Genomic DNA, 18,808 nt, shown 5'->3' with positions numbered 1-18,808 from the left:
CAGACATCAGCCCGGCGGTCGCGACCCGGCCCCGGGCCCCGCACTCTTTACCGAGGAGGAACGGCCATGAACCCGGCATCCACGCAGCAACAGCAGGCGAGGTCCTACGAGAACTTCGTCATCGTCATCGCGCCGCTGCTGAACAGCGTCAGCGGCATCGCGATCGACCTCTACGCACCCAGCATGCCCTCCATCGGGCGCGAGTTCGGGGTCAGTGCGATCGTGATGCAGGGAAGCATCTCGATCACGCTGATTGCCTACGCGCTGGGCCAGCTTTTCTTCGGCCTGATCGCCGACGGGCGCGGCAGGCTGCCGGCCATCCTGCCGGGCCTGGCGCTCTTCATCGCGGGGAGCCTTGTCGCGATGCTGGCCGGCGACATCACGCAGTTGCTCATCGGCCGGGCGATGCAGGGCTTTGCCATCGGCGCCTGCCAGGTGGTGGCGCGTGCGCTGCTGGTGGACAACATCCATGGCGAGCGCTTCTATGTGGCGGTGGTCTACCTCAGCCTTGCCTGGGGCCTGGGCCCGGTGCTGGCGCCTTTCATCGGCGGCCTGATCGAGCAGTACGCGGGCTGGCGCTGGAACTTCGCGCTGTATGCGGGCTACAGCGCGCTGCTGCTGGCGCTCAGCTTCAGGCTGCAGGAGTCGCTCGCGCCCAGCCGGCGCAAGACCCTGCGCCAGTCGCTCGGCGGCTATGTGCTGATCCTGGGCAACCCGCGGTTCCTGTCGGCGACGCTGGCGCTCGGATGCAGCCTGTCGGTCTTCCTGATCTGGAACATCATCGGCCCCTTCGTCATCCAGGATCGGCTGAAGCAAAGCCCCTCCTACTTCGGCACCACCGCACTGCTCGCGGGCATCTGCTACCTCGCCGGCACGCTGCTCAACCGCACGCTCATCCGCACCGTGAGCGGCCGCACCCTGATGCTGGCCGGCCTCGCCGCCTGCGTGCTGGGCATCTTCGCGATGCTCTGCACACCCGGCTCGCTGGTACTGCCGAGCCTGCTGGCCGGTGTGATGCTGACGAACTTCGGCCAGGGCCTGCTGTTCTCCAACGTCGTGGCACTGACCATGACGCTGTACCCCGACCGGGCCGGTGCCACCGCGAGCCTGCTGGGCTGCGGAATGATGATCTGCGCCGGTGCCAGCTCCGCGCTGGTCGGCCATCTTCCGGTCGGCACCAACCTGTCGGTCTCGCTCCCGTTCGCCGTACTGCTCGTGCTGCAGGGCCTGGGTATCTGGGGCGCGCTCCGATCCACCGCCTTGCGCAAGGCTGTCGATCATGAATGCCAAGTTTGACGCCCGCAGCCTGGACCACCGACTGCTGCAGACCCTGCGGCAACGGGCGGTTGCAGCCGTGAACGAAGGGTGCAGCGTGGCCCAGGTCGCGCTGGTCTACGGCCTGAATCGCCGGACGGTGTTTCGCTGGGTCGCGGACTACCGGCGCGACGGGCCGCAAGCCCTGCTGGCCAAGCCCATTCCCGGCCGACCCAAGCGGCGCGACGCGAATGCCGCGTCGGAGCCAATGCTGCCGGCACGCGGCGAATGAGCACCGCCGCACACCCGGGGCGCATGCTTTTCCCGGTGCAGTGCGGGCCCCGCAATACAGCTTCAGGTCGTGTTTTGGTGCAGGAAAAGAGCGCACCCGGCGCACGCAACGCCTGCACGCGCGGTACGCCCGAACAGCGCCTTGTCTGGATGAAACCGGGTTGTCCCGGCCGCCGAAAAAGTAGAGCCACCTGCCCCCTATTCGATCCAGAGAATGAAATGAGAAAGATCGAGGTGACATAACTTTTCAGCCCGATGTGGCAATTGATTTACGTCACTCAGGCGTCATTAATTTGCTCTGCTGCGGTGCAGCAGATGGCATATATGTTGCTAAATAATGTTGCGGTTATTTCCAGTAAAACCGGCCCTTTAAACCTATTTCATTACGAAGAATAATTCGATTACCGCCATTCGCAAACGGGGTGCCACAGAGGAGACCTTCTTTAACCCTACGTCACAGGATGAATGAAAATGTCTTGGAATGAAGCACTGATAGATGAAGAAATTTCCATCTTGCAAAGAATTCGCTCCGACGTAGGAGCGAGGGTATTGCCGCAGCGGCTTTACGAGGAATTTGTAAAGACCTACAAGAAAATATCCACCGAACTGGTGATCTTCGATGAAGACGGCAATGTCTGGCTGACCCAGCGGCCGAGCAAAGAGAGGCAGCCCGACGAGCCCTTCGCAGGGCAATGGCACAACCCCGGTGTCATGCACAATTTCAATGAGTCCATCGACAACGCATGGGAACGGCTGTGCAAGGATGAATTGGGAACGGATGTGGTGGCCGACGGCCCACAATTCATCAAGATCCTTGAATTCAGCGAATCCAAGCGCGGGCATTACCTGTCGCTGCTCTATATCACGCGCTACCGCAGCGGCAAATTGACGAGCAACACGCCCGCGGGCTTTTACAAGCCGAGCGACCTGCCGAAACCGATCTTCGAGCCGCACGAGAAATTGATCATTCCCGAAGCAGTCAAGGCGGCGACGTCCCTCGGGTGGCTGCAATGATGCGCTCCGGACAGCGCAAGGCGCGGTATACCGGCGCCTTTTCGGTCGCCCCGACGATTTTTGACGAGCGGGGCGAGCTCGATCTCGACGGCCAGAAGCGCTGCATCGATTTCATCATCGAAGCGGGCGCCGACGGGCTGTGCATATTGGCCAATTACTCGGAGCAATTCGCCCTGTCGGACCGCGAGCGGGAAATTCTCACCACCACGATCTTCGAGCATGTGGCCGGACGCGTGCCGGTCATCGCGACCACCAGCCACTTCAGCTCCCAGATCTGCGCCGAACGCAGCAAGCGCGCCGCACAAGCCGGAGCGGCCATGGTCATGATCATGCCGCCGTACCACGGCGCCACCATCCGGGCCAGCGAGTCCGGGGTGGGGGAGTTCTACCGGCGCGTGGCCGACGGCCTCGACATACCGATCATGTTGCAGGACGCCCCGATGAGCGGCACGCCGCTGTCCGCTGCCTTTCTGGCGCAGCTCGCGCACGACGTGCCGGCGGTCTGCTATTTCAAGATCGAGGTGGCGCAATCGGCCGGCAAGCTGCGCGAACTGATCCGCCTGGGCGGCGATGCCATCGAGGGACCGTGGGACGGCGAGGAGGCCATCACGCTGTTCGCCGACCTGGAGGCCGGCGCAACCGGCGGCATCCTGGGCGCCGGCTATCCCGACGGGCTGCAACCGATCATTCGCGACTACCTCGCGGGGAACCGCGAACAGGCGATGCGCGGCTACGAGCGATGGCTGCCCCTCATCAACTACGAGAACCGGCAGTGCGGCCTGCTGGCCAGCAAGGCATTGATGAAGGCCGGCGGAATCATCCGCTGCGACATGGCGCGGCATCCGATCCCCGCGCTGCATCCCGCGACCGAAGCCGGGCTGATCGAAATCGCCCGCAACCTCGACGCGATGGTTCTGCGCTGGGCGCATTGACCCCCGAAGAAAGGTGCTGTCCATGACTTCCCAGACCATCAAACAGGTTCGTGCCTACACCTTGCGTGGCGGCGGGGCCGACTACCACGACCAGTCCGACGGGCACTGGATCGACGACCACATCTCGACGCCGATGAGCAAGTACCCCGAATACCGCCAGAGCCGCCGCAGCTTCGGCATCAACGTGCTCGGCACGCTGGTGGTGGAAGTCGAGGCGAGCGACGGCACCGTGGGCTTCGCGGTCACGACCGGCGGCGAGCCGGGGGCCTTCATCGTGGAGAAGCACCTGGCGCGCTTCATCGAAGGCGCCCGCGTCACCGACGTCGAGAAGATCTGGGACCAGATGTACCAGTCGACCCTCTACTACGGCCGCAAGGGCATCGTGCTGAACACGCTCTCCGCGGTCGACCTCGCGCTCTGGGACCTGATGGGCAAGCTGCGCCAGGAGCCGGTGCACCAGTTGCTCGGCGGCGCCGTGCGCAACGAACTGCAGTTCTATGCCACCGGCGCGCGCCCGGACCTCGCCAAGCAGATGGGGTTCATCGGCGGCAAGCTGCCGCTGCAGCACGGCCCGGCCGAAGGCGAGGAAGGCCTGCGGCGCAACCTCGAGAAGCTGGCCCACATGCGCGAGCAGGTCGGCCCCGACTTCTGGTTGATGTACGACTGCTGGATGAGCCTGGACCTCAACTACGCCACGCGGCTGGCGCACGCTGCGGCCGACTTCAAGCTCAAGTGGATCGAAGAGGCGCTGCCGCCGGACGACTATTGGGGCTATGCGGCGCTGCGCAAGAACATGCCCGCCGGCATGATGGTCTCGACCGGCGAGCACGAGGCCACGCGCTGGGGCTTCCGCCTGCTCCTCGAGATGGGATGCTGCGACATCATCCAGCCCGACGTGAACTGGTGCGGCGGCCTCACGGAGTTGATCAAGATCTCCGCGCTGGCCGACGCGCATGGTGCGCTGGTGGTGCCGCACGGCTCGTCGGTCTACAGCTATCACTTCGTCATCACGCGGCACAACAGCCCGTTTGCCGAGTTCCTGATGATGGCGCCCAAGGCCGATGAGGTGGTGCCGATGTTCAACCCGTTGCTGCTCGACGAACCGATTCCGCAGCAGGGGCGAATGTCGGTGAACCAGCTCGACAAGCCGGGCTTCGGGGTGCGCCTGAATCCGGAATGCCTGCTGGAGCGGCCCTACAGCCATTGAGATGCGCAAGCGATGCCCGTGCGATCTTTCAGGCTCCAGCTGAACCCGGGCCAGGCGGCGGAATACCGGCGCCGGCACGATGCCTTGTGGCCCGAGCTGGCAGCGTTGCTGCAGGAGGCCGGCATCGAGGACTACCGCATCTTTCTCGACGAGACGGACGGCGCGCTCTACGGTGTCATGCACTACCGGCGCGACGACCTGCTCGAAGCGCTGCCCCGTTCGCCCGTGATGCAGCGCTGGTGGGCCTACATGGCGGACATCATGCAGACCCACCCCGATCATTCCCCCGTCAGCGTCGAGCTGCTGCCGGTCTTCGCCTTTTCGCCCGAATCACCCACCTGAAGGAGCACCGCACATGCTGCTTGCCGACAAGACCGTGATCGTGACCGGTGCCTCGCGCGGCATCGGCCGCGCCGTCGCGCTGGAATGCGCGCGCCAGGGAGCGCGCGTCGTCATCGGGCACAGCGGCAGTGCCCAGGGCCGCACGGCCGCCTTCTCGCTGATGGAGGAAATCTCCGGCTTCGGCGGCCACGGCATCGAAGTGGGCAGCGATGCCGCCGACCTGGACACCGGCGGCAGGCTGGTCGCGGCGGCGCTCGACGCCTTCGGGAGCGTGGACGTGTTCGTCAACAACGCCGGCATCTGCCCCTTCCATTCCTTTCTCGACATGCCCCGCGAGACCTACCTGCGCACGGTCGACACCAACCTGAACGGCGCCTACTTCGCAGTCCAGGCCGCCGCCAACCAGATGAAGAAGCAGGGCAACGGCGGCGCCATCATCGCCGTGAGCTCCATCAGCGCGCTGGTGGGAGGCGGCATGCAGACGCACTACACGCCGACCAAGGCAGGGCTGCACTCGCTGATGCAGTCCTGCGCCATCGCGCTCGGGCCGTACGGCATCAGATGCAACACCGTGCTGCCAGGCACCATCGCCACCGACATCAACCAGGAAGACCTGGCCGACGAGGAAAAGCGCGCCTACATGATCCGGCGCACCACGCTGGGCCGGCTGGGCGCGCCCGAGGACATCGCGGGCCCGGTCGTCTTTCTGGCGTCGGACATGGCCCGCTATGTCACGGGCGCCGCGCTGCTGGTGGATGGCGGCATGTTCGTCAATCTGCAATGACGCCCGAGCTCTGGCTGGAAGCGCCCGCCGCGGGTTCGGGCATCTACACCGGACCGATCGTCGATTCGCACATTCACCTGTTCGACCCTCGCCGCCCGCAAGGCATTCCGTGGCCTCCGAAGGGCGATGCGATCCATCGGCCCACGCTCCCTGCGGACTACTTCGCCGTGTCGAAGAAGCACGGCGTCACCGGTGCCATCGCCGTCGAAGCCAGCCCTTGGCATGACGACAATTTCTGGCTGCTGGAAACGCTGCGCGACGACGCCCGGATGCTCGGCTTCGTCGGCAACCTGCTGCCCGGCGCGGGCGACTTTCTCCCCACGCTGGAACGGCTGGCGGCCGAGCCGCTGTTCCTCGGCATCCGATGCGGCAACCTCTGGGATCGCGACCTGCGCGAAGACGTTCGAAACCCCGCATTCATCGACGGCCTGCGCGCGCTGGCCAAGAGCGGCCGCAGCCTCGACAGCGCCAACCCCGATGCACGGCTGATCGAGGCCCTGCTGGAGATCGCCCACCAGGTGCCGGAACTGAGGATCGTGGTCGATCACCTGCCCGGCGCCGTTATCCCAGCCCATCAGGAACAGACCTTCCTGCACAACCTGCGGGCGCTGGCGGCGCACCCTGGGGTGTTCGCGAAGATCTCCCAGATTCCCTTGAACGCGAGCGACTCGGCACAGGCCCGCAACCGCCTGGACACCCTGTGGGAACTGTTCGGCGAAGACCGGTGCCTGTTCGGCAGCGACTGGCCCAACAGCCTGCGCGCGGCCCCGTTTCGCGACATTCTGGGCTCGGCCCTGTGGTTCATGCAGCACAAGACAGCAGCGGCGAAGACGAAGTTCTTTTCGACGAACTCGGCTCGCGCATACCGCTGTAACGGCATCCGGGATTGACGCTGTCTGCCCCTCGGCCGGGGCTGCCACGGGGCGACCTTCTAAAATCGCGGCATTCCCCCGCAGATTGCCCACCTTGTCTTTTGTTGCCGAAACCCGCCGCCGCCGCACCTTCGCGATCATTTCCCACCCTGACGCCGGCAAGACCACGCTGACCGAAAAGCTGCTGCTTTTCTCCGGCGCGATCCAGATCGCCGGCTCGGTGAAGGCGCGCAAGGCCTCGCGCCATGCCACCTCCGACTGGATGGAAATCGAAAAGCAGCGCGGCATCTCGGTGGCCTCGTCGGTCATGCAGATGCTGTACCGCGACCACGTGATCAACCTGCTCGACACGCCCGGCCACAAGGACTTCTCGGAAGACACGTACCGCGTGCTCACGGCCGTCGACTCGGCGCTGATGGTGATCGACGCGGCCAACGGCGTGGAAGCACAGACGCGGCGGCTGATCGAGGTTTGCCGCCAGCGCGACACGCCCATCATCACCTTCGTCAACAAGATGGACCGCGAAGTGCGCGAGCCGCTGGACATCCTCGACGAGGTGGAGCGCGAGCTCGGCATGCCCTGCGTGCCCATGACCTGGCCCGTGGGCCAGGGCAAGACCTTCCGCGGGATCATGAACCTGCGCACGCAGGCGATGACGGTGTTCGAGTCGGGCAGCGAGCGGCTGCCGCAAGACTTCGAAACCATTCCGCTGAGCGAGCGCGACACGCTCACCAAGCGCTTCGGCGCCGACTTCGAGACTGCCATGGACAGCATGGAGCTGGCCACCGGCGCATCGCCCACCTGGGACCGCGAAGCCTTCCTGGCCGGCAAGCAGACGCCCGTGTTCTTCGGCTCCGGCGTGAACAACTTCGGTGTGATGGAAGTGCTCGACGCACTGGTCGACCTGGCGCCTTCGCCGCAGTCGCGCACCAGCACCACCATGGTCAACCGCCAGCCGGTGGTGAAGGAGATCCAGCCCGAGGACAAGGACTTCGCGGGCGTAGTCTTCAAGGTGCAGGCCAACATGGACGCCAACCACCGCGACCGCATCGCCTTCGTGCGCATGGCCTCGGGCAAGTACACGCCGGGCATGAAGCTCAAGGTGCAGCGCACCTCGAAGGAGCTGCGCCCCACCAGCGTGGTGACCTTCATGAGCCAGCGCCGCGAGGCGGTCGAAGAGGCCTACGCGGGCGACATCGTGGGCTTCACCACGCACGGCGGCGTGCAGCTGGGCGACACCATCACCGATGGCGCGAGCCTGCAGTTCACCGGGCTGCCCTTCTTCGCGCCCGAGCTGTTCATGACGGTGATCCTGAAGAATCCGCTGCGCACCAAGCAGCTGCAGCAGGGCCTGGCCCAGCTGGGCGAAGAAGGCGCGATCCAGGTGTTCCGCCCCGAAGTGGGTGGCCCGATGCTGCTGGGGGCGGTCGGCCAGCTGCAATTCGAAGTGGTGCAGCACCGCCTGAAGGCCGAGTACGACGCCGACGTGCGGCTCGAAGGTTGCCAGTACACCGGCGCACGCTGGATCACGGCTGACACCCCGGCCGAGCTGCGCGAGTTCGTCAACGCGTACCCGGTGCGCATGGCCAAGGACGCGGCCGATACGCTGGCCTTCCTGTGCACTTCGCCGTACGACGTGCGGCTGGCGCAGGAGCGGTTTCCGAAGATCCACTTTCATCCGCTGCGGGAGCATGCGGGGTTGGCGCTGCAGAGCGCCGGTTGATGGCGCGCTAGCTGCCCGTCGACGCGTAGTGGCGCAACCCGAAGCGCCAAGCCCCGAAAGCCGCCGCGAGAAACACGAATCCTGCGAGCGGCGACACCATGCCTACCCACCCGGGCGCCCCCAGCGGATCGGCCTTGCCCAGAATTGCCAGCACCGGGTAATAAGCCACGCAGGCCAGCGGCACGATGAAGGTCAGCACGCGGCGGAACCACTGCGCATACAGCGCCAACGGGTACTGCGCCGCCTGCACACCGCCATAAGTCAGCACATTGGCGATCTCCAGGCTCTCGACGGTCCAGAACGACAGTGTGCCCTGCAGCACGAGGATGCCCAGGAACAGCGCGATGCCGCCGGCAATGGCGAACAGCGCGATCGTCACCGTGGCCGGAGTCCATGCGATGGCCGCCTGATGCGTGGCGAACACGATCACCGCCACACCCTGCAGCAGGCGCCCTGCGCGGCTGATACGGAAGTCGTTGCCCATCAGTTGCAGCGCGAGCGAACGGGGGCGCAGCAGCAGGCGGTCGAAGGCACCTGTGCGCAGGAACTCCGTGCCGAGCACGTCGAAGCCGCGGCCCAGCGCATCGGCCAGCGCGAACATGCAGTTCACCAGCCCGTAGAACAACGCCACCTCGCCGATGTGCCAGCCCTGCACTTCACCGAAGCGATGGAACAGCGCCCAGACGGCGATCACCTCGATGCCGGAACCGAGGAACTGGCCTAGCGTCAGCATCAGTGCCGAAGCCGGGTAGCGGGCCTGGGCTGCGATGGAGGTGCGGACCAGTCGGAAGAAAAGAGGTAGCGAGCGCATCTCAGTGGCTTGTGTTCGGGGCGCGTGCGAATGACACCGGGTACTCCCCGAAAACAATGCAGCAAATCAAAAGACAAGCGTCCACCCTAGCCACCCTGAATCTGCAGACTGCGCATGGTCCGCCCCATCGCGAGGCGACCTAACGTGACCAGCGTGACGATCCAGAAGCACTGCAGCCCCAACCCGCCCAGCGCATGCCAGCCGCTCAACTGCCCGAAGTACAGCCGCGCCGGAATGTCCATCAGCCCAGCCAACGGTTGGATCAGCAACGCGGTCTGCCAGGCGTCCGGCAGCAACGCGAGCGGCAGCAGATTGCCCGAGAGCACGATGACCACGGGAGTCGCCATGGCGCTGATGCCGCGCTCGTTCAGTGCCGCCGTGATCGCGACATTGAGCAGCATCACCATCGCAGTCGAAAGCAGCAGCGCGAGCAGCACCGACAACAAAAATGCGACACCCGCCGCCGCACTCGCGGGCAGTTGCCAGGCCCAATCGCCCAACCCCATCAACGGCAACGCGACCGCAGCAAAGGCAGCCATCAACGCCATGCGGGGTAGCACACGCGCGGCGATCCAGCCGGCGCTGCGCGCGAACCACAGCGCGTAGGCGTCCACGGGGCGCAGCCGATCGTAGGCCACCGCGCCGGTGCGCACTGCCTGCGCCACCTCCGGATCGCCGAGCCACGGCAGCAGCACCAATAGTCCCTGCGCGAGCCAGGTGTAGGTGATGGCCTGTGCGAGCGACATAGGCGAACCCGCGCCCGCAATGGCCGTCCCGCCATAGAAGGCAGCGAACACCATCACCTTGATTCCGCCCCACCAACACTGCGTCGCAAAGCCCGCGAGCGCGGCGGTGCGGTACTGCAGCATCTGCAAAAAGCGCGAGGCGAAGGCCGCGATGTAGGGGCGCGCGAAAGCTGGCGGCTTCATCACGCTTCGGCCGCTCCGTGCATGGCATAGAAGCGCGCGATGACGGCCTCGATGGCCAGGCCTTCGAGGCGGATGTCCTCCACCGCATGCTCGGCTGCGATGCGCGCGATCAGTGCCGGCGCGGTGGTCACCGCGGGGTCGAAGTGCAGCACCAGCGTCTGGCCGTCGCGCGAGTGCACCTTCGCTCCGGCCACCTGCGACGGCAGCACCGCGTCCTGCGCAAAGTCGACCACCAGCCGGCGCTCGGCCATCACCTGCGCGCGCAGCGCCTCCACCGGACTGTCTGCCAGCACGCGACCATGGCCGATGACGATCACACGCCGGGCCAGCGCCTCGATGTCGTGCATGTCGTGCGTGGTCAGCAGCACGGTGGTGCCGCGCTCGCGGTTGGCGCGGCGCACGAAGTCGCGCACGGCGAGTTTCGACGGCGCATCGAGCCCGATGGTCGGCTCGTCGAGAAAAAGAATGTCGGGTTCGTGCAACAGCGCCGCCGCGATTTCGGCGCGCATGCGCTGGCCCAGCGAGAGCTGGCGCACCGGCTGGTCGAGCACGCGCTCCAGATGCAGCAGCGCGACCAGTTCGTCGCGCGTGCGGCGGTAGCGCACCGGGTCCACGCGGTAGATGTCGCGCAGCAGGTCGAAGCCGTCGCCCACCGGGAGGTCCCACCACAGCTGCGTGCGCTGGCCGAAGACCACGCCGATGCGCGCCACGTGGCGCTCGCGGTCTGCAAACGGGTCGCGCCCGTCGACTTCCACGCGACCGCCGTCGGGCCGCAGGATGCCCGAGAGGATCTTGATGGTGGTCGATTTGCCCGCACCGTTCGGCCCGATGAAGCCGAGCAACTCACCGCGCTCGAGCGCGAACGAGACGCCCGACAGCGCCTCCACCGTGCGATGGCGGCGCTGCACGAGCCCACGTAGCGCGCCCATCACGCCGGGGTCGCGCTCGGAGATTCGGTAGGTCTTGCGGAGGTGGTCGACGAGGATGTGAGGCATGAAGGCGCCGCGCCGGCCTCGATGGCGCGGCGGGGGCGGGATGCTACACGAAGAAGGCACAAGTACGATCGCCGACTCCCCCCAACATTCCTCGCCATGCCCTCGCTGCCCGCCTCGCCCCACCACCTGTTGCCGCTGACCCGCTGGGAGGCGACAGCACGCAGCGCGCTCGTCGGCGTCTTCACCGACATCGACGACACGCTGACCCACGAAGGCGCGATCACGCCCGATGCGCTGCAGGCGCTGGGCGATCTCAAGGCCGCGGGGCTGTCGGTGGTGGCAATCACCGGCCGGCCGGTGGGCTGGAGCCTGCCCTTCGTCAACGCCTGGCCCGTCGATGCCATCGTGGCGGAGAACGGCGCGGTAGCGCTGCTGCCCGCGGCCGGTGACCGGGTCTGGAAACGCTACCAGCAGGATGCGACCACGCGTGCCGCCAACTTCGCGCGCATGCAGACCGTGCTGGCGCGCATCGAGCGCGAATTTCCGGGCGTCGGGCGCGCCACCGATTCGCCGGGGCGCGAGACCGACATCGCCATCGACCACAGCGAGTTCGTGCAGTTGAGCGACGCCACCATCGCGCAGGTGGTGGCACTGATGCGCAGCGAGGGCATGCACGCCACCGTGAGCAGCATCCACATCAACGGCTGGTACGGCGACAACGACAAGCTCGAAGGCGCGCGCTGGATCGTGCGCGAGCTGTGGGGCCGCACGCTCGACGACGAAATGGACCGCTGGGCCTACGTGGGCGACTCCACCAACGACCAGCTGATGTTTCGCACCTTCGCGCACAGCATCGGCGTGGCGAACGTCGCGCGCTTCGTGCCGCAGCTGGAGCACCTGCCGCGCTATGTGACGCAGGGCGAGCGCGGCACGGGGTTTGCCGAAGCGGCGCGCGCCGTGCTGTCGGCACGAATGCAACAAGGAAATAAAAAAAGCCCGCACGAGGCGGGCTAAAAAGGATCGGTCTAGAGACCCTTGGAGAAAACTCGGGAGGACTCCCCGGCTCAGAACGCGTGGCGAATGCCGAACTCGTAGCCCATCGACGACTTGGGCTGCAGCGCGGCGCGGTTGAACGCGACGACATACGACGGGCCGGCGCCGACCGTGTTGCCCGCGCCGTTCTTGTTGCTGACGCGCGCGATCGTGCCGTAGAGCGCGGTGCGCTTCGACAGGTTGTGCACGTAGCCCAGTGCGAGCTTGTTGGACTTCGGATCGGGGGCGTTCACGACGCCGAGAACCGGCACGCGGTTGAAGTCGTACTTGACCTGCGAGTACGAAGCACGGATCTGGCCCGGGCCGATCGGCACGGTCACGCCGATCAGGTAGCCGGTCAGGTCCACGTCCGGCACACGGGTGAAGACATTCAGCGGGTCGCGCTGGTCCTTCGAACGCGAGTACTCGCCGAACAGCTTGGCCACGCCGAAGTCGTAGGTCGCGCCGAGGTTGAAGGTCTTGATCTTGCCCGGGCGCGCCACGGCCGCGGCGCCAGTGCCGGTCGTGAAGCTCGTGTCGTTCTGCGCGTAGCTGGCAGCCACGTCGAGCGGGCCGGCCGCGTAGCCGACGCGACCGCCGATGTGGCGGCCGGTGTTGGTCTTGTCGGCGCCGGCCACGGAGTCCGGCGAAGTGCGGGTGAGTTCATGCAGGCTGTAGCCCACGTTGCCGTAGAAGCCACCCAGGTTGCGCGGCAGGAAGTACTGCACCATGTTGCCGGCGCGCTTGTACGTGCTGTTGCTGCCGTAGCCGGTGCCCGACACGCTGGTTTCGTTGGCGTCGATGATCAGCGAGCCGCCGATGCCGGTGTCGGCGAACGGATCGAACTGCTCTTCGTTCAGCACGGTGGCGGTCTTGTCGCGGCCGAGGCGGATCTCGCCGAAGCTGCCGGCAAGGCTCACCGTCGAGCGGCGGCTGAAGTTGCTAAGGCCAGTGGCGCCGTCGTCGTTGGTGATCGGGGATTCGAGCCAGAAGCTGGCCGACAGGCCGCCGCCCAGGTCTTCCACGCCGCGGAAGCCGAGGCGGCTGGAGCTCAGGCCCGAATTGGCCAGTTCGGTGCGGCTGGCCTTCACGCTGTAGAAGGGGCCGAAGGGGTTCGTCGATTCGCTCTTGTTCGATACGTTGCGGTAGGCGGCGTCGACCACGCCGAACAGCGTTACGGTCGATTGCGCCGACGCGGCACCACAAGCCGCAAGGGCGGCCAGAACAAGCAGGGATTTTTTCATTCGTATCACTCCAGGATGGGGAATTCGTCGCTCCGTATCGGGCGCGACAGTTAAGAAGTCCGGGCTTTGGCGCCACAGGACTGCATCCGAGTGTTTCTTCGCTAGAAGACGAATGAATTACATAGGGTTAACGCTTGATTGACGAAGGGGTACCGCACTTGACATGTGTGCGCTGCGCGCCCATGCGCGTCAATGCGCGCCGCGGCGCAACACCGACCACTGGCTCCAGACGCCGAAAGCAGCGATCAGCAGCAACACCGCCGCGTAGCCTTCCGTCGTGTTCAGCAACCCCAGCGGTGCCACCAGGAAACCCGCCAGCATCGCGGGCAGGCTGAACGCGAGATAGCTCACGACGAAGATCGCCGCGAACAATTCGCCGCGCTCGTGCGATTGCGCCAGTGGCGCCAGCGTTTGCACTAGCGCCGAGAACGCACCGCCGAAGCCGATGCCCGCCACCGCAGTGCCGATAAAGAACAGCGCGAGCGAACGGGTGGCGAGCGAGGCAAGCAGCAGCCCCAGCCCGACAACGATGCTGGCCATGCCGAGGATGGCTGGCCGCGGTGCGGCGAAGCGTCCGAGCAAGGTCGGCGCAATCGCGCCCATACCGGACAGCACCGCCACCGTGAGGCCGTTGACCACGCCGTTGTCGATGCCGAACACATGCAGCATCAACGACGGCGCGAGCGACAGATACAACCCGCCGAGCGCCCACACCACGACGAACACCGGCAGCCCGCGCGTGAACTCGGCCCGGGCGCGCACAGGAATCGACACGCGCGGCACCAGCGAGGCCAGCGCACCGGCGCGCGGCGTGACGGTTTCGGGCATCCACAGCACCACCGCCGCGCCCAGCGCAAACACCGCGGCCAGCACGCCGAAAACCAGCATCACCGGCTGAACCGAGAACTTCACCGCCACACCCGTCAGCAACGCGCCCAACGCCAGGCCGGCCAGCGGCGACACGCTCGTAATCAGCGCCCCCAGCCGCTTGCGCGAAGCCGGCGCGGCCTCGACCACCGCCGCGCTCAGGGCGCCGCTCGCGATGCCCGTGGCCACGCCCTGCACCACGCGCGCGACGATCAGCCCGACGATGTCCTGTGCCAGCAGGAAGAGCCCCATCGCCACAGCCTGCAGCACCAGCGCCGCGAACACCACCGGCCGCCGCCCGATGTGGTCAGACAGCGAACCTGCCACCAGCAGCGAGATCAGCAGCGCAATCGCGTAGATCGCAAAAGCCACCGTGAGCAGCGATGACGAGAAGTGCCAGGCGTGCTGGAACACCACGAACAGCGGCGACGGTGCGGCCGCCGCGAAGAAGAAGGCGAACAGCACGGCGGCCAGCAACGGAAAAGCCGCGCGTGCCGGCAGGCGCCAGGGCTTGGCGCGGGCGGCGAGGTCGGCGGTGCTGACCGCAAGGTCGGGGCAGGTGGATGGCATGGCGAATCCTTAACGCAACTTTTTTTGCTTTTGTGATTCTAGACCTGAGAATCAACTAAAGCAAATATCTTTGCGTTAAAGTCCGAACATGAACGACATCGCTCTTCCCAACAAACGTCCCGGCGGCCGCAGCGCGCAGGTGCAGGCGCTGGTGCGCACCGCCCTCGAAGAACTCGTGGCCGAACAAGGGCGGGAGCGTGTCACCGTGCCGGCAGTGGCCGAGCGCGCGGGCGTCAGCGCCTCCAGCATCTACCGGCGCTGGGGCGATCTGCAGGGGTTGTTGGCGGAAACGGCCACCCACCGACTGGACCCGAACCGTCCATTGCCAGACACCGGCGCACTACGGGCCGATCTCGAAGCCTGGGCACGCGAACTCATCGAGCACCTGGCCAAGCCGTGCAACACCTCGCTGCTGAAAGCCGCGGCCGCGCTGGCCAACGGCGATTCAGACACCGACTGCCTGCGCAACCGCCGCAAGGAAGCGCTGACGCTGGTCGAGCAGGCGCGCGCCCGTGGCGAGCACGCGCCGGAGCCGCAGCAGGTGATCGACCACCTGATTGCGCCGATCGTGTTTCGCCTTGTGTTCGGGGCGGATCCTGTGAAGCCGGAGTTGGCGGGGCGGCTGGTGGACGAGCTGTTCGTGCTCAGTTCGTCTTGACTTCCTTCGCCAGCCCCAGCTTGTCGATGATCACCTTCTCGCGCACCACCGTCTCCTGCGCAAACTTGGTGTACGTCGCCGAACTCATGTAGTTCGGCAGCATGTCGTAGCGCCCCAGCGCGGTCACGTAGCTCGGCTCTTCCATGGCTTGCTTGAACGCGTCGTGCAGCTTCTTCACCACTTCGGGCGGCGTGCCCTTGGGTGCGCCGATGCCGAAGGGCGAGTTCTGCACCACGTCGTAGCCCAGCTCCTTCAGCGTGGGCGCATCGGGGAACTTGGCCAGGCGCTTCTCGCCCCAGGTGTTGAGCACGCGCAGCTTGCCGGCCTCGACCTGCGGCGCGAAGCCGGTGCTGTCGGCCGCAGCCATCAGCTGGCCGCTGACCACGGCAAGCATCAGGTCGGCGCTGCCTTTGTAGGGCACGTGCTGCAGTTCGATGCCGGCCTTCTGCGCGACGATCTCGGTCGTCAGGTGCGGGCTGGTCAGCGTGCCGGTGGAGCCGTAGGTGAGCTTGCCGGGGTTGGCCTTGGCGTAGGCAACGAAGTCGGCCCAGGTCTTGAAGGGGCTGTTGGCCGGCACGACGATGCCGAAGGCGTAGCCCGTGACGTTGATGACGTACGTGATGTCCTTCAGCGGGTCCCAGTTGATCTTGGTGGTGTAGCCCAGGCGGAACACGCCGAGCGGGATCTGCGCGACGGTGTAGCCGTCGGGCTGCGAGGTCTGCAGCGCCTGCGCGGGCAGCGTGCCGCCGGCGCCGGGCTTGTTGTCGATGATCACCGGCTGGCCGAGGATCTTGCTCGCGTTGTCGGCGAGCTGGCGCATGGTGATGTCGGTCGGGCCGCCGGCCGGGAAAGCGATCACCAGCTTGATGGGCTTGGCGGGAAAGCCTTGCGCGAACGCCGCCATGGGAGAAACGAGGCCGCAAGCGGCGAGCGCGACGGCGGCGCGGAGGAATGTGGAGCGGCGGAGCATGGCTGACTGGATCCTGACTTTGAAAGCAAGCGCCGATTGGGCCCCGCCCCGTTGGGGAAGGCAATCGGGGCTCCCCTGATTTCCCGGGGAAAACAGGGCCATTCGCGGCATCCGAGTCGCCTGCGCGTCAGCGCAGCAGGAGAGGCGGGCTGAGCTGGCTACGCCTGCCCGAAACCTTCGAGCACGTTCACCGCATTCACGCCCACTTCGGCCACCGCGTAGCCGCCCTCGAAGACAAACACCGTCGGCAGCCCCGCGCGCGCCAGGTCTTCGCCCATGCGCAGGTAGTCGTCGCTCTTGAGCTTGAAGCCCGAGATCGGGTCGCCCTCGAAGGTGTCGACGCCGAGCGAGACCACGAGCGCGCCGGCCTTCACCGCCGCGATGCGCTCGAGCGCGGTCTTCAGCGCCGCGCGCCAGGCCGCGAAGTCCGTGCCGCGCGGCAGCGGCAGGTTGTGGTTGAAGCCTTCGCCCTGCCCCGCGCCGCGCTCGTCGGCGTGGCCCAGGTAGTACGGGTAGTCGGTCAGCGGATCGCCGTGCAGGCTCGCGAAGTGCACGTCGCTGCGCTCATAGAAGATGGCCTGCGTGCCGTTGCCGTGGTGGTAGTCCACGTCGAGCACGGCCACGCGTTCGACGCCCGCGTCGCGCAGCGCCTGCGCCGCGACGGCGGCGTTGTTGAGGAAGCAGTAGCCGCCGAAGAAATCGGCGCCGGCATGGTGGCCCGGCGGCCGCGAGAGCGAGAAGGCCGCGCGCTCGCCGCCGATGACGCGCTGCGCTGCAGTCCACGCACAGGCCGCGCCATGCCGCGCCGCCGCCCAGCTGCCCGCCATCAGCGGCGTGCCCGCATCGAAAGAGAACAGCCCCATGCGCGCCGGAAAGCTCTTCGGCAACACATCGGTGCGCATGCCGCGCGTGGGCCAGTACGAAGGCAGCGCATCGCGCGAAACGTTGGTCGGGTCCAGCGCGACCCACTCTTCCCACGCATGCGCGAGGAAGTCCAGGTAACGCGGAGCATGCACCTTGGCCAGCAGCGCCTCGTCGAAGGCGTCGGGCGTCTGCAGCGCGCCGAGGCCCCTGCGCTCCAGCTCATGCTTCACATGATCGACGCGGGCGGGCACCTCGAAGCACGGCACAAGCTCGCCGCGAAACATCTCGACTTTGCCCTGGTGAAGAACGTGCTGGTCGTTGTAGATGGTGAGCATGGAAAAGCAGGATCGGCGGTGATGAAGCCGCCCATCATGCCGCACGCCGCAGCACCGCACGGCGCCGGCCCGAGGCCGTGAGGCCGAACAGGTCCTTCGGGTCGTCGAGCTCGGGCACCAGCGCAATCTGCTGGCCGATGCCGCGCTCCGTGGCAAGGCGCTGGATGTAGCGCAGCGCCGTGTAGTCCTCCAGCGCGAAGCCCACCGAATCGAACAGCGTGACCTGCGCAGGGGTTTCGCGGCCGGGCACTTCGCCGAGCAGCACGCGCCACAGCTCGTGCACCGGGAAGTCGGCGGGCATCTGCTGGATCTCGCCTTCGACGCGGGTCTGCGGCTCGTACTCGACGAACACGCGCGCCTTGCGCAGCACGTCGGGGTGCAGCTCGGTCTTGCCGGGCGAATCGCCGCCCACGGCGTTGATGTGCATGCCCGGCTCGATCATGTCGGGCGTGAGCACGGTCGCGCGCCCCTGGCAGGCGGTGACGGTGGTGACGATGTCGGCGCCGCGCACCGCGTCGGCCACGGAGCGCGCGCGCACGATCTCCAGCGGCGTGCAGGCCGACAGGTGGCGCACCAGCTTGTCGGTGGCGTGCGGGTCGGTGTCGTACACGCGCACTTCCTCGATGCCGAGCAAGGCATGAAAAGCCAGCGCCTGGAATTCGCTCTGCGAGCCGTTGCCGATGAGCGCGAGGCTGCGCGAATCGGGCCGCGCCAAAGCCTGCGCCGCCATGGCCGAGGTGGCGGCCGTGCGCAACGCGGTGGTAAGCGTGAGCTCCGACAGCAGCACCGGGTAGCCCGTGTCGACTTCCGCCAGCACGCCGAAAGCCATGACTGTCGGCAGCCCGACCTGCGTGTTGTGCGGGTGCCCGTTGACGTACTTGAAGGCATAGGCGCCGTCGTCGGCCACGGGCATCAGCTCGATCACGCCCAGGTGCGAATGGCTGGCCACGCGCGCCTTCTTGTCGAACTCGCGCCACCGCAGGAAGTCGTCGCGCAGCGCATCGGCCAGCGCGGTAAGGAATTGGGGAATGCCGGTCTCGTCCACCAGGCGGACCAGGCTGTGAACATCGATGAAGCGGGTCATGGCGCGGCTCCTTGCGTAGCCCCCGGCACGGCGCTTCATCCCCTCACATGTTCACTCCACCATGGCTGATTCAGGATGCGCCTGCGCCAA

General features: G+C 66.6%; 19 protein-coding genes. 11 read left to right on the top strand and 8 right to left on the bottom strand.

The window, feature by feature from the left end; all coding sequences use genetic code 11:
- The first annotated feature begins 66 nt into the window (after positions 1–66).
- The 9 genes from ACSFCA_RS32650 to ACSFCA_RS32610 all read left to right on the top strand — a co-directional run bounded on the left by ACSFCA_RS32650 (position 67) and on the right by ACSFCA_RS32610 (position 8,419).
- Positions 67–1,296 (top strand): multidrug effflux MFS transporter, encoded by a 1,230-nt coding sequence (locus ACSFCA_RS32650; protein ID WP_435462342.1) that lies wholly within the window; start codon positions 67–69, stop codon positions 1,294–1,296.
- On the top strand, positions 1,280–1,546 hold the full coding sequence (locus ACSFCA_RS32645; RefSeq protein WP_215249115.1) for a helix-turn-helix domain-containing protein: 267 nt from the start codon (positions 1,280–1,282) through the stop codon (positions 1,544–1,546). Before ACSFCA_RS32650 ends, ACSFCA_RS32645 begins: the two co-directional genes overlap by 17 nt.
- 470 nt (positions 1,547–2,016) lie before the next feature.
- Positions 2,017–2,559, top strand: coding sequence for an NUDIX hydrolase (locus ACSFCA_RS32640; RefSeq protein WP_435462343.1), 543 nt, complete (start codon positions 2,017–2,019; stop codon positions 2,557–2,559).
- Positions 2,556–3,491 carry a dihydrodipicolinate synthase family protein gene (locus ACSFCA_RS32635; RefSeq protein ID WP_435462344.1) on the top strand — a complete coding sequence of 312 codons (936 nt, stop codon included), beginning with the start codon at positions 2,556–2,558 and terminating at the stop codon, positions 3,489–3,491. The genes ACSFCA_RS32640 and ACSFCA_RS32635 overlap by 4 nt, the downstream gene beginning before the upstream one ends.
- A gap of 22 nt (positions 3,492–3,513) precedes the next feature.
- A complete protein-coding gene (gene rhmD / locus ACSFCA_RS32630) occupies positions 3,514–4,698 on the top strand; it encodes an L-rhamnonate dehydratase (RefSeq protein WP_258352801.1) in 1,185 nt (394 codons plus the stop codon).
- 12 nt (positions 4,699–4,710) lie between these two features.
- Positions 4,711–5,040 (top strand): L-rhamnose mutarotase, encoded by a 330-nt coding sequence (locus tag ACSFCA_RS32625; protein ID WP_435462345.1) that lies wholly within the window; start codon positions 4,711–4,713, stop codon positions 5,038–5,040.
- 13 nt (positions 5,041–5,053) lie between these two features.
- On the top strand, positions 5,054–5,824 hold the full coding sequence (locus ACSFCA_RS32620; RefSeq protein ID WP_258352799.1) for an L-rhamnose 1-dehydrogenase Lra1: 771 nt from the start codon (positions 5,054–5,056) through the stop codon (positions 5,822–5,824).
- Positions 5,821–6,714: an amidohydrolase family protein gene (locus ACSFCA_RS32615; protein WP_435462346.1), complete on the top strand. Its 894-nt coding sequence runs from the start codon at positions 5,821–5,823 to the stop codon at positions 6,712–6,714. Before ACSFCA_RS32620 ends, ACSFCA_RS32615 begins: the two co-directional genes overlap by 4 nt.
- A 76-nt stretch (positions 6,715–6,790) precedes the next feature.
- A complete protein-coding gene (locus ACSFCA_RS32610) occupies positions 6,791–8,419 on the top strand; it encodes a peptide chain release factor 3 (RefSeq protein WP_093056711.1) in 1,629 nt (542 codons plus the stop codon).
- Between the two features lie 7 nt (positions 8,420–8,426).
- On the opposite strand, the gene ACSFCA_RS32605 is transcribed toward ACSFCA_RS32610, so the two are convergent.
- The 3 genes from ACSFCA_RS32605 to ACSFCA_RS32595 all read right to left on the bottom strand — a co-directional run bounded on the left by ACSFCA_RS32605 (position 8,427) and on the right by ACSFCA_RS32595 (position 11,154).
- Positions 8,427–9,230, bottom strand: coding sequence for an ABC transporter permease (locus ACSFCA_RS32605; RefSeq protein WP_258352796.1), 804 nt, complete (start codon positions 9,228–9,230; stop codon positions 8,427–8,429).
- A gap of 86 nt (positions 9,231–9,316) precedes the next feature.
- On the bottom strand, positions 9,317–10,159 hold the full coding sequence (locus ACSFCA_RS32600) for an ABC transporter permease (RefSeq protein ID WP_435462347.1): 843 nt from the start codon (positions 10,157–10,159) through the stop codon (positions 9,317–9,319).
- A complete protein-coding gene (locus ACSFCA_RS32595) occupies positions 10,159–11,154 on the bottom strand; it encodes an ABC transporter ATP-binding protein (protein WP_435462348.1) in 996 nt (331 codons plus the stop codon). Before ACSFCA_RS32595 ends, ACSFCA_RS32600 begins: the two co-directional genes overlap by 1 nt.
- 96 nt (positions 11,155–11,250) lie before the next feature.
- Between ACSFCA_RS32595 and ACSFCA_RS32590 the strand changes: the two genes are divergently transcribed.
- Positions 11,251–12,108: an HAD-IIB family hydrolase gene (locus tag ACSFCA_RS32590; protein ID WP_435462349.1), complete on the top strand. Its 858-nt coding sequence runs from the start codon at positions 11,251–11,253 to the stop codon at positions 12,106–12,108.
- Between the two features lie 50 nt (positions 12,109–12,158).
- Here the strand turns inward: ACSFCA_RS32590 and ACSFCA_RS32585 are convergent, their stop codons facing one another.
- Together ACSFCA_RS32585 and ACSFCA_RS32580 are read right to left on the bottom strand one after the other, a co-directional pair.
- Positions 12,159–13,370, bottom strand: a complete 1,212-nt coding sequence (locus ACSFCA_RS32585) for a porin (RefSeq protein WP_354338676.1) — start codon at positions 13,368–13,370, stop codon at positions 12,159–12,161.
- Between the two features lie 189 nt (positions 13,371–13,559).
- Positions 13,560–14,807 (bottom strand): MFS transporter, encoded by a 1,248-nt coding sequence (locus ACSFCA_RS32580; RefSeq protein ID WP_435462350.1) that lies wholly within the window; start codon positions 14,805–14,807, stop codon positions 13,560–13,562.
- Positions 14,808–14,895: 88 nt separating this feature from the next.
- On the opposite strand from ACSFCA_RS32580, the gene ACSFCA_RS32575 reads away from it, so the two are divergent.
- On the top strand, positions 14,896–15,465 hold the full coding sequence (locus tag ACSFCA_RS32575; protein ID WP_435462351.1) for a TetR/AcrR family transcriptional regulator: 570 nt from the start codon (positions 14,896–14,898) through the stop codon (positions 15,463–15,465).
- Here ACSFCA_RS32575 and ACSFCA_RS32570 read toward each other — a convergent pair.
- The 3 genes from ACSFCA_RS32570 to ACSFCA_RS32560 form a co-directional block, all read right to left on the bottom strand.
- Positions 15,452–16,435, bottom strand: a complete 984-nt coding sequence (locus tag ACSFCA_RS32570; RefSeq protein WP_435462352.1) for a Bug family tripartite tricarboxylate transporter substrate binding protein — start codon at positions 16,433–16,435, stop codon at positions 15,452–15,454. The genes ACSFCA_RS32575 and ACSFCA_RS32570 overlap by 14 nt on opposite strands.
- A gap of 158 nt (positions 16,436–16,593) precedes the next feature.
- Positions 16,594–17,634: a histone deacetylase family protein gene (locus ACSFCA_RS32565; RefSeq protein ID WP_258352788.1), complete on the bottom strand. Its 1,041-nt coding sequence runs from the start codon at positions 17,632–17,634 to the stop codon at positions 16,594–16,596.
- A gap of 34 nt (positions 17,635–17,668) precedes the next feature.
- Positions 17,669–18,718: an ornithine cyclodeaminase gene (locus tag ACSFCA_RS32560; RefSeq protein WP_258352787.1), complete on the bottom strand. Its 1,050-nt coding sequence runs from the start codon at positions 18,716–18,718 to the stop codon at positions 17,669–17,671.
- Positions 18,719–18,808: the final 90 nt, after the last annotated feature.

It is taken from the genome of Variovorax multivorans, from assembly GCF_051216835.1.
In the GTDB taxonomy this organism is placed as follows: domain Bacteria; phylum Pseudomonadota; class Gammaproteobacteria; order Burkholderiales; family Burkholderiaceae_C; genus Variovorax.
This window is presented reverse-complemented; position numbering and strand designations above follow the sequence as displayed.